Source organism: Psychrobacillus sp. NPDC096426, from assembly GCF_044762745.1.
GTDB lineage: Bacteria > Bacillota > Bacilli > Bacillales_A > Planococcaceae > Psychrobacillus.
Genome location: NZ_JBIWEX010000001.1, coordinates 75,294 through 88,618, shown reverse-complemented (window position 1 = coordinate 88,618; position 13,325 = coordinate 75,294). Strand labels below are relative to the sequence as shown.

The 13,325-nt window shown below is 37.5% G+C and carries 15 protein-coding genes; 13 read left to right on the top strand and 2 right to left on the bottom strand.

The window, feature by feature from the left end; genetic code table 11:
* Positions 1 to 2 precede the first annotated feature (2 nt).
* The 10 genes from ruvX to mtnN all read left to right on the top strand — a co-directional run bounded on the left by ruvX (position 3) and on the right by mtnN (position 9,212).
* Complete coding sequence (gene ruvX / locus ACIQYS_RS00465; RefSeq protein WP_402973222.1) at positions 3 to 422, top strand: Holliday junction resolvase RuvX; 420 nt, start codon at positions 3 to 5, stop codon at positions 420 to 422.
* Positions 423 to 432: 10 nt separating this feature from the next.
* On the top strand, positions 433 to 720 hold the full coding sequence (locus ACIQYS_RS00460; protein WP_402973219.1) for a DUF1292 domain-containing protein: 288 nt from the start codon (positions 433 to 435) through the stop codon (positions 718 to 720).
* 96 nt (positions 721 to 816) lie between these two features.
* Complete coding sequence (gene mltG / locus ACIQYS_RS00455) at positions 817 to 1,935, top strand: endolytic transglycosylase MltG (protein ID WP_402973216.1); 1,119 nt, start codon at positions 817 to 819, stop codon at positions 1,933 to 1,935.
* A 382-nt stretch (positions 1,936 to 2,317) separates the two neighbouring features.
* On the top strand, positions 2,318 to 2,953 hold the full coding sequence (locus ACIQYS_RS00450; RefSeq protein WP_402973212.1) for an O-methyltransferase: 636 nt from the start codon (positions 2,318 to 2,320) through the stop codon (positions 2,951 to 2,953).
* A 4-nt stretch (positions 2,954 to 2,957) separates the two neighbouring features.
* On the top strand, positions 2,958 to 3,887 hold the full coding sequence (locus tag ACIQYS_RS00445) for a peptidase U32 family protein (protein ID WP_402973207.1): 930 nt from the start codon (positions 2,958 to 2,960) through the stop codon (positions 3,885 to 3,887).
* Between the two features lie 375 nt (positions 3,888 to 4,262).
* Positions 4,263 to 5,501, top strand: a complete 1,239-nt coding sequence (locus ACIQYS_RS00440) for a peptidase U32 family protein (protein WP_402974058.1) — start codon at positions 4,263 to 4,265, stop codon at positions 5,499 to 5,501.
* Entirely contained in the window at positions 5,501 to 6,139 is a 639-nt protein-coding gene (gene udk, locus ACIQYS_RS00435) for a uridine kinase (protein ID WP_402973202.1), read from the top strand. Before ACIQYS_RS00440 ends, udk begins: the two co-directional genes overlap by 1 nt.
* A gap of 114 nt (positions 6,140 to 6,253) precedes the next feature.
* Positions 6,254 to 6,727: a transcription elongation factor GreA gene (greA, locus tag ACIQYS_RS00430; RefSeq protein ID WP_142538254.1), complete on the top strand. Its 474-nt coding sequence runs from the start codon at positions 6,254 to 6,256 to the stop codon at positions 6,725 to 6,727.
* 834 nt (positions 6,728 to 7,561) lie between these two features.
* Positions 7,562 to 8,239 carry a YrrS family protein gene (locus ACIQYS_RS00425; protein WP_402973197.1) on the top strand — a complete coding sequence of 226 codons (678 nt, stop codon included), beginning with the start codon at positions 7,562 to 7,564 and terminating at the stop codon, positions 8,237 to 8,239.
* Positions 8,240 to 8,519: 280 nt separating this feature from the next.
* Positions 8,520 to 9,212: a 5'-methylthioadenosine/S-adenosylhomocysteine nucleosidase gene (gene mtnN / locus ACIQYS_RS00420; protein WP_402973194.1), complete on the top strand. Its 693-nt coding sequence runs from the start codon at positions 8,520 to 8,522 to the stop codon at positions 9,210 to 9,212.
* 199 nt (positions 9,213 to 9,411) lie between these two features.
* Here the strand turns inward: mtnN and sigK are convergent, their stop codons facing one another.
* Positions 9,412 to 10,140 carry an RNA polymerase sporulation sigma factor SigK gene (gene sigK, locus ACIQYS_RS00415; RefSeq protein ID WP_402974052.1) on the bottom strand — a complete coding sequence of 243 codons (729 nt, stop codon included), beginning with the start codon at positions 10,138 to 10,140 and terminating at the stop codon, positions 9,412 to 9,414.
* 107 nt (positions 10,141 to 10,247) lie between these two features.
* On the bottom strand, positions 10,248 to 10,787 hold the full coding sequence (pssA, locus tag ACIQYS_RS00410; RefSeq protein ID WP_402973192.1) for a CDP-diacylglycerol--serine O-phosphatidyltransferase: 540 nt from the start codon (positions 10,785 to 10,787) through the stop codon (positions 10,248 to 10,250).
* Positions 10,788 to 10,876: 89 nt separating this feature from the next.
* Here pssA and ACIQYS_RS00405 point away from each other — a divergent pair, with 89 nt between their 5' ends.
* From ACIQYS_RS00405 to yqeH, 3 genes are read left to right on the top strand one after another with little or no spacing between them, the layout of a single operon-like run.
* The gene (locus tag ACIQYS_RS00405; protein ID WP_402973189.1) at positions 10,877 to 11,659 is read left to right on the top strand and encodes a phosphatidylserine decarboxylase; all 783 of its coding nucleotides are present in this window, start codon (positions 10,877 to 10,879) and stop codon (positions 11,657 to 11,659) included.
* A gap of 37 nt (positions 11,660 to 11,696) precedes the next feature.
* The gene (locus tag ACIQYS_RS00400) at positions 11,697 to 12,218 is read left to right on the top strand and encodes a YqeG family HAD IIIA-type phosphatase (protein WP_402973186.1); all 522 of its coding nucleotides are present in this window, start codon (positions 11,697 to 11,699) and stop codon (positions 12,216 to 12,218) included.
* Entirely contained in the window at positions 12,215 to 13,318 is a 1,104-nt protein-coding gene (gene yqeH / locus ACIQYS_RS00395) for a ribosome biogenesis GTPase YqeH (protein ID WP_402973183.1), read from the top strand. The genes ACIQYS_RS00400 and yqeH overlap by 4 nt, the downstream gene beginning before the upstream one ends.
* The last annotated feature ends 7 nt before the right edge of the window (positions 13,319 to 13,325 follow it).

Below are 13,325 nucleotides of genomic sequence, written 5' to 3'. Positions count from 1 at the left end.
ACATGCGAATTATGGGTTTAGACGTCGGTTCCAGAACAGTTGGCGTTGCGATAAGTGACGCAATGGGGTGGACAGCACAAGGTATTGAAACCATCAAAATTAACGAAGACGAACTAAATTTTGGTTTGAATCGTATTGATGAATTGGTAAAGCAGCACGAAGTAACCGAATTCGTCGTTGGTTATCCTAAAAACATGAATAACACCATTGGTCCTCGAGCAGAGGCATCCGAACGCTATGCGAGTTTACTAACTGAGAAATACAATTTTCCAGTTACAATGTGGGATGAAAGATTGACAACAATGGCTGCAGAACGTATGTTAATAGATGCAGATGTTAGCCGTAAAAAACGGAAACAAGTAATTGACAAGATGGCTGCCGTAATGATATTACAAGGTTATCTGGACAGAAAAAATAGATGAGGTGACTGCAATGGACCATGGTCAAGAAAATATTACAGTAGTAGATGAAAACGGAAATGAGCAACTTTGCAATGTACTATTTACATTTGAATCAGAAGAATTTGGAAAATCATATGTACTTTATTATCCAGTAGGTGCAGAAGAGGATGAAGACGAAGAAATAGAAATTCACGCATCTTCATTCACACCAAACGAAGAAGGCGAAGATGGAGATTTACTTCCAATCGAATCGGATGCTGAATGGGATATGATCGAAGAAATGTTAAATACATTTTTAGATGAAGAAGACGAAGATTAATCATTCGATAAAAGGAAGGAAAGGGGTTCACCTCATTCCTCCTTTTTCTTTTTGGTCATTATCTAGTATAATGAATTGGAATAAGGGGGGAAACCCGTGGAAAACGAATCAAAAAAAGAGATAATGTTTGATCGAATGAAAAAAAAGAAAAAAGAAGTGAAGCTTGTCAGAAGAATTGTGTTAGCTATCGTCCTTTTTCTCCTCATTGTTGGGGGTGTAGGCGGATATATTGCTTATAGTTATGTGAAAAGTGCATTAGAACCAATGGATCCAACTTCTGAAGAGCAAGTGGATATCGACATACCAATTGGTTCAGGCTTGGATACCATTTCCGCAACACTAGAAGCGAACGGGATTATCAAAAACGCAAAAATATTTAAATACTATGCCAAATTTAATAATGAATCTAATTTTCAAGCTGGAAACTATAACTTAACAAAAGCGATGACTTTAGATGAAATTATCGAAAGTTTAAAAACTGGTAAAGTATACAGGGAACCGTTGTTTACATTGACAATTCCAGAAGGTCTAACTTTGGAGCAAATTGGACAAGTTATCGAAAAGAAAACAGGCCAGTCCGCCGATGATTTTTTTGCTCTAGTAACAAGTGAAGAATTTGTTGACCAAATGATGGCCAAGTATCCTAATTTGCTATCAGCAGAAATTAAAGCGGAAAATGTTCGTTATGCATTAGAAGGTTATTTATATCCCGCAACCTACCCGTTTTTCGAAGAAAATCCATCATTAGAAGTAATAGCGGACACGATGATTGCAAATACGGAAAAAACAGTATCAGCCTACTATGATCTTTTACAATCAGAGGAAAAAACAGTTCACTGGTTGCTGACATTTGCATCCCTACTGGAAGAAGAAGCTACTGCACAAACCGATCGAGAAACAATTGCTAGTGTTTTTTATAATCGGTTGAATACCGATATGCCATTGCAAACAGATCCAACTGTTTTATATGCATTAGGTAGCCATAAAGACCGGGTACTATTTGAAGATTTAGAAGTGGATAATCCATATAATACATATCAGAATTTAGGATTGCCACCTGGCCCAATTGCGAACGCTGGAAAATCGTCTATTGAAGCAGTATTAAATCCAACGAATACTGATTATTTCTATTTCCTTGCTGACAAAGAAGGAAGAAATCACTTTTCCGAAACATATAAACAACATCTTCAAAAAATAGACGAATATTTAAAATAATATACTGCAGGAGAAGGAATGATGTCGCATTCCTTCTCCTGCTATGCTATTATAAGATATGTTTTTTACAGAAGAAATGCGGAAGCGCCAATGTTAAAGGAATACAGTCTAAGTTCGCGATATCGTGTATTAACGACTGTATGACCTGCTTCCTGCAGAGGCCTCCGACAGGCAAATGGGGAAAAGCGAGGAGGCAGCTTCTCAGCCACCACAAGCGATTTTGTTTGCGACGAGCTTGCGCAGGAGCAGCTTTTTCACATTTGACCCCGAGGGGCAACGTTCTTCTGCGACGAGCTGTGCGCAGGATCAAGGCGCTGCAGCTAGACAGTCACTAGGTAAAAAGTATACACTTTCTTATCTATTCAAAAGGGGTTAGCTAGTAATGAATGTAAGTGATGAATTTTTAAAAGACTTAATAAAACCTCGCTCCGCTATTTTTATGGAAATGGAGCAATATGCAAAAGAAAACCATGTGCCAATTATGCAGTTAGTTGGGATGGAGTCCTTACTTCAACTTCTTTCCTTGCAAAAGCCAACATCGATTTTAGAACTTGGAACAGCAATAGGCTATTCATCAATGAGAATGGCCACAAAGCTAACGGAAGCAACAATCGTAACCGTAGAACGTGATGAACAAAAAGCAGACCTTGCAAAAAGTTATATTGAGCGAGCGAACTTGCAAAATCGTATACAAGTTATAATTGGAGATGCTTTAGAAATTTCACAAAAGCAATTAGGCGATCAAACATTTGACGCAATCTTCATCGATGCGGCAAAAGGACAATATAAAAACTTTTTTGAGAAATACGCTCCATTGCTTAATGATGGTGGCGTTATTTATTGTGATAATCTATTGTTAAATGGCTTGTCCGAATTGCCAATTAGTGAAGTACCAAGACGAAAAAGAACGATGGTACGTAACCAACATCAATTTATGGAGTGGCTGATGAATCATCCCGATTATGACACCGCATTCCTACCAGTCGGAGATGGCATGTTAGTAAGTATTAAGAGGTGATAGGATGAATAAGACAGAGCTATTAGTTACTCCAGCAAATTTAGAACATTTGACTGAGCTAATCACAGCTGGAGCGAATGCGTTTTTAGTAGGAGAGCAATTTTTTGGATTGCGTTTAGCGGGGGAATTTTGCCCCGAAGATATTAAAGTTGCAAGAAAACTAACAAAAGAACATAATACGAAATTATATGTTGCGATGAATGGACTTTTTCATAATGACAAAGTTGATGCACTTGCTCCTTATATGCAAAAACTGCAAGAGATCGGTGTTGACGGCATAACATTTGGAGACCCTGCTGTAATTATTGCTAGACGGGAAGCAGGAGTAGATATTCCATTACATTGGAGTACTGAACAAACGGCAACCAACTATTTTACAGCTAATTATTGGGGGAAGCGCGGTGCAAACCGTGCCATTTTAGCACGAGAACTAAGTTTAGATGAAATAGTGGAGATTAAAGAAAATGCAAATGTAAAAATCGAAGTGCAAGTGCATGGAATGACGTGTATGTTCCAATCGAAACGTTCGTTACTCGGAAATTATTTCTTGTTCCAAGATAAAGCGATGGAAGTAGAAAACCGATCCAACAATAAAAACATGTTTTTACATGATAAAGAACGTGAAAATAAATACCCAATTTATGAAGATAAGAATGGTACACATATTTTCAGCCCAAATGATATGTGCATGATTGATGAGCTAGATGAACTATTAGAGGCGGGGATAGATAGTTTGAAAATAGATGGAGTTTTACATGACCCATTCTATGTAACAACTGTCACAAGCTGTTATAGACAAGCAATTGACGCATACTATAATTCCAAATCCAGCTATAAAGAAATTAAAAAAGAATTATTCAACAAAATTAAAGAAATACAACCTCCACTCAGACCATTAGACACTGGATTCTTCTTTAAGGAAACAGTTTACTAAGAAAAGCGGAAGCGCTTATGTAAAGGAATACAGTCTAAGTTCGCGACATCGTGTCGCAACGACTGTATGACCTGTTTCGTGCAGGCCTCCGACAGGCAAATGGGGATAGAGTAGGTCTGCAAGGTGCACCACATCCTGTGGCAAAGCAGACATGACCACTCGCATCGTACGGGCCCAGGAGGCAGCTCCTAAGCCACCACAAACGCTTTAATTGCAACGTGCTTGCGCAGGGGCAGTTCTTACTTACACATTTGATCCCGAGGGGCAACGTTCTTCTGCGACGAGCTGAGGGCAGGAGCAAAGCGCTTAAGCTGGACAACTAAGAAAGGAAGGTTACAAGTGACAATCACTAAAATAGACAACATAAGTGAAATAATGGGCGGTAAGCGAGTGATTACAAAAAAGCCTGAGTTATTAGCACCAGCTGGAAGTTTAGAAAAACTGAAAATTGCCGTTCATTATGGAGCTGACGCTGTATTTATCGGTGGACAAGAATTCGGATTACGTTCAAATGCAGGAAACTTCTCGATTGAGGAAATGCGTGAAGGTGTCGAATTTGCGAATCGATATGGGGCAAAAATTTATGTAACGACGAATATTTTCGCACATAACGAAAACATGTATGGACTAGAAGATTATTTACAAGCGATTGAAGATGCCGGTGTAACTGGAATCATAGTAGCGGATCCGCTGATTATTGAAACTTGTCGTACTTTTGCTCCTAAGCTAGAGTTGCATCTAAGCACACAACAATCATTATCCAACTGGAAAGCCGTTCAATATTGGAAAGAAGAAGGGCTGCATCGGGTTGTCCTCGCACGTGAAACGACTGGCGATGAAATTCAATTAATGAAAGAAAAAGTAGATATAGAAATTGAAACATTTGTACACGGTGCTATGTGCATAGCTTATAGCGGTAGATGTACACTTTCTAATCATATGACAGCTCGCGACTCTAACCGTGGTGGCTGCTGCCAATCCTGTCGGTGGGATTATGATTTATATGAGCAAAACAATGGGGAAGAACGTGCGTTATTTGACGAGGTAGATGTTCCATTTGCAATGAGTCCAAAAGATTTAAAACTGCTAGAATCCATTCCGAGAATGATTGAAATGGGGATTGATTCTTTAAAAGTCGAAGGGCGTATGAAATCGATTCATTACATCGCAACGGTCGTTAGTGTTTATCGAAAAGTAATCGATGCATATTGTGCAGATCCAGAAAACTTTGTTATGGAACAAGCGTGGCTTACAGAGCTTGAAAAATGCGCAAACCGTGAAACGGATACGGCATTTTTTGAAGGAGAACCAAGCTTTGAACAACAAATGTACGGTATACACGATAAAAAACTTGGTTACGATTTTGTAGGACTCGTGTTAGACTATAACGAGGATACGCAACTAGTAACACTTCAACAACGAAATTATTTTAAACCGGGTGACGAAGTAGAGTTTTTCGGACCAGAGATTGAAAATGTCCGAATAACGATAAGTGAAATAACGAATAAAAAAGGACAAGTATTAGATGCAGCAAGACATCCTTTAGAAATAGTACAGTTTAAATGTCCTGTTAAATTGTACCCAAATAACATGATGAGAAAGGGGCTAAAATAATGTCAAGTCGAACTCCTCTTATCATAGGAATCACTGGCGGTTCTGGTTCTGGGAAAACGAGTGTAACAAATGCGATCAGTGAGGTATTCAAAGACCATTCCGTAGTCGTGATCGAACAAGATTATTATTATAAAGACCAAAGCCATTTAAAATTTGAAGAACGTTTAAACACAAACTATGATCATCCATTTGCTTTTGATAATGATTTACTTATCGAACATATTCGTGACTTATTGAATAATAAAGCAATAGAAAAACCGGTGTATGACTATGCACAACATACGCGTTCTAATGAAACGATTACGATAGAGCCAAAAGATGTGATCATATTAGAAGGAATACTAGTGCTAGAAGATGAGCGCCTACGTAATTTAATGGATATTAAATTATTTGTCGATACAGATTCGGATTTACGAATTATTCGCCGAATTATGAGAGATATCCACGAAAGAGGTCGTACAGTTGAGTCAGTAGTGGAACAATATCTCACGGTCGTTCGCCCAATGCATAACCAATTTATAGAGCCGACTAAAAAATATGCAGATATCATTATTCCAGAAGGCGGACAAAATGAAGTGGCAATAGATTTAATGGTTACAAAAATAAAAACTATTCTTGAAACTAACGTTATTGTATAATATGATGATTGGTGATTGACAATAATTTCATGAAATTCATATCATTTAATAGTTCAGCATATGAATGGTACATGAAGCATGTTTTAAGTGTGTATTTAAAGGAGTGTATGGGAAGTGTCAACAGAGAAACAATATCCAATGACCGTTGCTGGTAAACAAAAATTAGAAGAAGAATTAGAATTATTGAAAACGGTTAAACGTAAAGAAGTAGTAGAACGTATTAAAATTGCGAGAAGCTTTGGAGACTTATCCGAAAACTCGGAGTATGATTCTGCAAAAGAAGACCAAGCATTTGTAGAAGGTAGAATTTCTACACTTGAGTCGATGATTCGAAATGCAGTAATTATTGAAGAAGAAGGCAATAATGATACGGTATCACTAGGGAAAACGGTAACATTTATCGAAATTCCTGATGGAGATGAAGAAACATATACAATCGTTGGTTCAGCAGAAGCCGATCCACTGGAAGGTTTAATATCCAACGATTCACCTATTGCAAAAGGTTTACTTGGTAAAACAATAGGAGAAAAGGTAAAAATTGTAACTCCAGGTGGAGAAATGGACGTAGAAATAAAATCGATTTCATAAGAAAAGCGCAAGCGCCTATGTTAAAGGAATACAGTCTAAGTTCGCGATTGTGTCGCAACGACTGTATGACCTGCATCCTGCAGGCCTCCGACAGGCAAATGGGGCGGGAAGGCATCCTAAGTACGTCACATCCTATGTCAACGGATGCATGACCCGCATCGTGCGGGCCTAGTAGGCAGCTCCTCAGCCACCACAAGCGATTTTGTTTGCGACGAGCTTGCGCAGGAGCAGCTTTTTCACATTTGACCCCGAGGGGCAACGTTCTTCTGCGACGAGCTGTGCGCAGGAGCAAGGCGCTGGCTAAATCGATACCGAGTAAAAAAGTATATACATTCTTATCTTTTAACAAAGAAGAGGTAAACGATTATGTTTGCCTCTTTTTTAAATGAAATAAATAAACTTGGTAAACGAGAATTGCACCTAAAAAGATGGCAGTGGCATTTGCTTGCTGTTTAGATGCAATTTATTGTTGTTTGGAAAAGCGTCCGATCGGCTAGCGGTATCGCATAGAAGGTGCCTTATATTTGAACCACACTGTTAGATGTTCCGCTATATTATATATTACTTCTGTATGTTATAAGCAATTTCTATTGATTGGAGCGTAAGGAGGAGACTCCAGCCGGAATAGCAGATGTTTTCTGCACCGAAAGCGAAGCGGCTGAAGCCATGCCGGCCGAAATCATCCGCCTGAAGCGGAAATCAAAAGCATTCAAGTACTGAATTTAACTACGAAGGACTTTAGCAGTGGCTTCTTTTTTGATAAAAGATGAAACTAAATATGCTTTCTAATCGTCTTATTTTATTATATTCTCTTATAAATGGAGGAGGAATTGTATGCAAGATAATAATAGACGTATGAACTTTAGACAAAATAGAAAGAAAAAATTAAATAAAATACTCAATATTTTAATTGGGATAGTACTGCTGTTAATCATCGTAGTAGTCGTAAATATCGTAACAGACGATAAAACCGAAGAAACAGCCGGAGAACAAACGGTATCAGATATTACGGAACTAGAAGAAGACACTACAGTAGTAAAACCGGAAGAACAACAAGAAGAATCTTCTACAAACGAATCTACTACACAAAACGAATCTAATACTACTTCATCTTCAGAGCAAGAAGATGCGACAACAGATACAACTGAAAATACTAGCGGAGCTACTACAACTGAGCAATCTAGTAGCAATTCAAACGATGTAAATGCGACCGTCGACCCTTCATGGGAGCCGATTGGCACAACACAAACAGGTGAACATGTCTCCAGTTATGACAAGTCCTCAGTTGATTGGGCAGAGAAGGTAGAAGCACTTGCTTATGGGGCTGGATTAGATTCTTCTAATATGTATGTAAAGTTTTTAGGTAATGGTGGAAGCCCGCAAAAATCGATTGGAACTGTCACATCGAAAGATGGAAAAGAAATTTACCGTATTCATTTAGAATGGGTAGATGGGCAAGGATGGAAACCGACGAAAAGAGAAAAGTTGACAACATTAAAAGACGCCTCTTGACTTCAAGGGCGTCTTTGACTTATTTTAAAAGAAGTGCTTTATCTTCATCCAGCAAATGATGCCCGCTGAACGAAGATAAAGCCTCCGGCGGAGCCACAGATTTTGAAAGGAGTCAAAGAAGGCGGTCTAAGTTCGCTACATCCTGTCGCAACGACTGCAAAATCTTTTCTGCGACGAGCTTGCGCAGGAGCATGACCTACCTCCTGTAGGCCTCTTGCTCGATTTCAAAATCTGGACGTAATTACGCCGAGGCGTAATTGATAGAGAGGGGCAAAATTAGATGAAAATTGCAGTTATTGGTGCAATGGAGCAAGAAGTGGAATTATTAAGAAATGAAATAGAAAATGCTGAAACTAAACTTATTGCAAATAGCGAGTTTACAATCGGTACATACAAAAATCATGAAGTAATTCTTTTGAAAAGCGGTATAGGTAAAGTAAATGCCGCAATGACGACAACTATTCTATTAAACGAATATAAACCAGACTATGTTATAAATACTGGTTCAGCTGGTGGATACGATCCGACACTCTCAGTAGGAGCAATTGTTATATCAGATGAGGTACGACATCATGATGTAGATGTGACTGCTTTTGGATATGAGATAGGACAAGTGCCACAACTTCCTGCAGCCTTTAAATCAGATGAACATTTGATGAAACTAGCGGAAGAAGCAGTAAAAGAAATAGGAGAACATGAAGCGGCTACTGGGTTAATTGCAACTGGGGATATTTTTATGCATAATCCTGAAAAAGTGGAAGAAGTAAGAAATCATTTTCCGCAGATGAAAGCGTGCGAAATGGAAGCGGCAGCTGTAGCCCAAGTTTGTCATCAGTTCGAAGTTCCCTTCGTTGTTATCCGAGCATTATCGGATATTGCTGGAAAAGAATCTTCTATTAGTTTCGATGAATTTTTACCGATTGCAGCTAAGCATTCGACTGAAATCGTATTGCGTGTAGTAGAGAGATTATAATTTGTCATGAATTTGACAAAGTAGAACGGCAACTTTCTTATTAATAATTTATCCATTTTATGCTATGATAGAGGCAACAAACGCTTTCATTATGTTAGAGGGGGTAAATGGAATGATCTTTTTGATGGGAATGTCTATTTTAATTACAGCAGTTTTAGCATTTATTATGATAGCAGAGACAAGCGAAGATTAAGTTCTTCTAAGCTCTTTTGGTGTTTGATACATCAAAAGAGTTTTTTTCATGAATATATGATTGATATAGTTTGACGAGCGCCCGTTTTTCAATTCGCGAAACATAACTTCTTGATATCTTCAATTGCTTCGATATTTCTTTTTGGGTCATTGGCTCATACCCAAGTAAGCCATATCGCCTAATTACAATATCAAGTTCTCGTTTTTCTAAATGAGACAAGTGTGTATACAATCTGTTTGTATCTTCTTCATCGACAAGTTGCTCATCGGTACTTTTATCCATATTTTGAAGTAAATCTGTTATCTCTAAAGAATGGCCGTCTTTATCCATTCCGATAGGTTCATGCAAAGAAACGTCTTTTTGTACTTTTTTCAAAGATCGTAAATACATAAGGATTTCATTTTCTATGCATCTTGCTGCATAGGTAGCTAGTTTTGTTTTTTTAGTAGGTGTATAACTATTTACTGCCTTCATCAAACCAATCGTACCAATGGAGATATAATCGTCTAATAGCTCGTGTTTTGGATGAAATTTTTTTACAACATGTGCAACAAGCCGCATATTACGTTCAATGAGTTCATCTCTTGCGGACAAGTCGCCTTCCAAAAAACGATCGATCATTACTTTTTCTTCTTCTGGCGTGAATGGTTGATGAAACGCCTGACCCTTTAAGTAACCGAGAACAAGAGGAAGATCGGAGACAACACTTATAAATGCAGTCAAAAGACCAGAGATACTATTCACCTCCATCAAGTTATACGCTTTTAGTATATGTCGAAAAACATAGGAATATGAAAAAAACGACTGCACGTAGCAATCGTCCTAAATTCTTGGAAACGTCTTTATACTTTTTTTAACGTAAATGTACTAATCATTAAAAAAGCAAGAATGATAAATAAAAACATGTATGCAACAGAAGGAATCACATCAATAGCGAAATAAGATAATGTTAAAATAACCCCTGCTACTGTGATCGGGAGTCCTGTAAAAAAACCGTTCGATTCTGAAATATTAAATCGAGCAAGTCTAAACGCACCACATGCGATATAAATGATGGTTATTGCCATTCCAACTGTACTATAGTCATGTAATACTAGTGAATACAGTAATAATGCTGGAGCGACACCAAATGAAATAATATCACTCATCGAGTCGAGTTGTTTTCCGAGTTCCGATTCAAGATGAAACTTTCTTGCAACCATTCCATCAAATCGGTCTAATAAGCCTGCAATAAATATAAACAACACACTATAAGCGGGAGACTCATTCATCGTAGCCATTATGGCAGCGCCACCACAAGCAAGATTTGCAATCGTAATCATATTTGCTGCATGTGATCTCAATTTTTTTAGGGTATTGGACATAATACTTTGTAAATACATTGTAATTTGCTCCTTTACAAACCAACTATTTTGTATATTATACTTTGAATAAGTAAAAAATGTAAGCAATTGTTTATAGGGAGATAGAAATGAGAGAAAAATTATATCAATCGATGATTGAATTAACGAATGGTAGATGGTCTTCCTCTATTCTTCAATCATTTGCAAGATCAAAGCTTAGTAAAACAATTATACCTTCTTATATTAAATACTTTAATATAACTTTACAAGATGTCACTCGTCCAATACATGATTTTGCTAATTTGCATGATTTTTTTATACGTGAAGTGTCACAAGAGAGTCGACCAATACATATTGGGACAAGTAGTATTATTAGTCCTGTCGATGCAACGGTAGAAACATTCGGTTCTATTACGAAAGATGGTATTTTTTGGGTGAAAGATAAACCATATACATTAGAAAATTTACTAGGCTCGCAAAAGGTTGCAAACCAATTTGTAAATGGAAAGTATATTATTTTGTATTTAAGCCCTGCTGAGTATCATCGTATTCATGCGCCAGTAAGTGGAGACGTAATTCGCCAATATAGACTTGGAAAGAAATCGTATCCTGTGAATAAATGGGGTCTTCAATATGGAAAAGAAGCAATAAGTGGAAATTACCGTTTGGTAACAGAACTATGTATGCCAAACAAGAAGCATTGTGTTCATATTAAAGTAGGAGCAATGTTTGTCAATTCGATTGAACTGACCAATACTACTTCAGTATGGAAAAAGGGCGAGGAAGTAGGTTATTTCTCGTTTGGATCAACCGTTGTCATGCTATTTGAAGAAGGTAGTATGGAGTTTGCATCCACAATGAAACCCGGGAAATTTGTGCGAATGGGTGAGATTGTGGCAAATATGCTATAATCGTTAAAGAAAAAGCGCCGAATTGGAGTGTTCGTTTTTGTATTCATATTTTATACCAAGTGAATTTGTAAGAAGTATCTTTCATATAACACCCGAATTTTTAAAAGAAAAAGGTGTGAAAGCGATTATTACAGATTTAGATAACACATTAGTGGAGTGGGACCGACCTAATGCAACACCAAAGTTAATTGAATGGTTTGCCACGATGAAAGAAGCAGGGATTCAGGTGACGATTGTTTCGAATAACAACCAACTACGGGTTAAATTATTTGCAGACCCACTTGAAATTCCATTCATATCAAAAGCACGTAAACCGTTAGGGAAAGCTTTCAAACAAGCGGTCAGAAAAATGGATGTAAATCGTGAAGAAGTGGTTGTTATTGGAGACCAGCTCTTAACAGATGTGTTCGGTGGAAACCGACAAAAGCTCCATACGATTTTAGTTATTCCGGTAGCGAAATCAGATGGATTTGTAACTAAGTTTAACCGAATGATAGAACGAAGAATTTTTAGTTATCTTGATAAAAAAGGTCAAGTAACATGGGAGGAAGAAGAGTGACAGAAGCACCAAAATGTATCGGTTGTGGAACTATTATTCAAACCGAAAAAGTAGGAGAACCAGGGTATGCCCCAGTATCTTCTTTAGAAAAAGAAGATATTATTTGTCAACGCTGTTTTCGTTTGAAAAATTATAATGAATTACAAGCAGTTTCTTTAACGGATGATGATTTTTTACGCATTTTAAATGGTTTAGGAAAGCAAAAAGGATTAATCGTTAAAATCGTCGATATTTTTGATTTTAACGGAAGTTGGCTACCTGGATTACATCGTTTTGTAGGAAATAACCCGATTTTATTGATTGCTAATAAAGCGGACTTATTACCAAAATCCGTGAAGAAAAACAAAGTGATTAACTGGATGAAACAAGAAGCAAAAAAATTAGGCTTGTCTCCTATAGATGTATTGTTTGTAAGTGCACATAAAGGGACAGGTATGAGTGAAGCGATGGAAGCAATCGAACATTACCGCAAAGGCGAAGATGTGTATGTCGTTGGTTGTACAAACGTTGGTAAATCAACATTTATCAATCGTATTATTAAACAAGCAACTGGACAAGATGCAGTTATTACAACGTCTCATTTTCCGGGAACAACACTAGATATGATTGAAATTCCATTAGATGATAAAAAAGCATTGTATGATACACCAGGAATTATTAATCATCATCAAATGGCGCATTATTTAGATCCAACTGAGCTTAAATTTATTACTCCGAAAAAAGAAATTAAGCCGAAAGTGTTCCAATTGAACAGCGAGCAAACATTATTTTTAGGTGGCTTATCTCGTTTCGATTTTATCAAAGGAGATCGTTCGGCATTTACTTGTCATATCGCAAATGATATTCCAATTCATCGAACGAAGCTTGAAAATGCGGACAACTTATATAAAGAACACAAAGGAAAGTTATTATCGCCGCCATCCGAGCAGTTTGCAGATTTATTGCCACCTTTAGTTCGCCATGAATTCAAGATTAAAGAGTCCAAGACAGATATTGTATTCTCTGGATTAGGTTGGATTACTGTTCAGCAAGGAGGCGTAGTGGTAGCTGCGCACGCACCAGCTGGAGTAGAAGTGTCTATTCGACCATCGCTTATATAGGAGGTTT

What these genes read in the sequence shown, in the direction of transcription:
- ruvX (WP_402973222.1), top strand. Translation starts at nt 3, where the DNA reads ATGCGAATTATGGGTTTAGACGTCGGTTCCAGAACAGTTGGCGTTGCG.
- ACIQYS_RS00460 (WP_402973219.1), top strand. Translation starts at nt 433, where the DNA reads ATGGACCATGGTCAAGAAAATATTACAGTAGTAGATGAAAACGGAAAT.
- ACIQYS_RS00450 (WP_402973212.1), top strand. Translation starts at nt 2,318, where the DNA reads ATGAATGTAAGTGATGAATTTTTAAAAGACTTAATAAAACCTCGCTCC.
- ACIQYS_RS00445 (WP_402973207.1), top strand. Translation starts at nt 2,958, where the DNA reads ATGAATAAGACAGAGCTATTAGTTACTCCAGCAAATTTAGAACATTTG.
- ACIQYS_RS00440 (WP_402974058.1), top strand. Translation starts at nt 4,263, where the DNA reads ATGGGCGGTAAGCGAGTGATTACAAAAAAGCCTGAGTTATTAGCACCA.
- udk (WP_402973202.1), top strand. Translation starts at nt 5,501, where the DNA reads ATGTCAAGTCGAACTCCTCTTATCATAGGAATCACTGGCGGTTCTGGT.
- ACIQYS_RS00425 (WP_402973197.1), top strand. Translation starts at nt 7,562, where the DNA reads ATGCAAGATAATAATAGACGTATGAACTTTAGACAAAATAGAAAGAAA.
- mtnN (WP_402973194.1), top strand. Translation starts at nt 8,520, where the DNA reads ATGAAAATTGCAGTTATTGGTGCAATGGAGCAAGAAGTGGAATTATTA.
- pssA (WP_402973192.1), bottom strand. Translation starts at nt 10,787, where the DNA reads ATGTATTTACAAAGTATTATGTCCAATACCCTAAAAAAATTGAGATCA.
- ACIQYS_RS00405 (WP_402973189.1), top strand. Translation starts at nt 10,877, where the DNA reads ATGAGAGAAAAATTATATCAATCGATGATTGAATTAACGAATGGTAGA.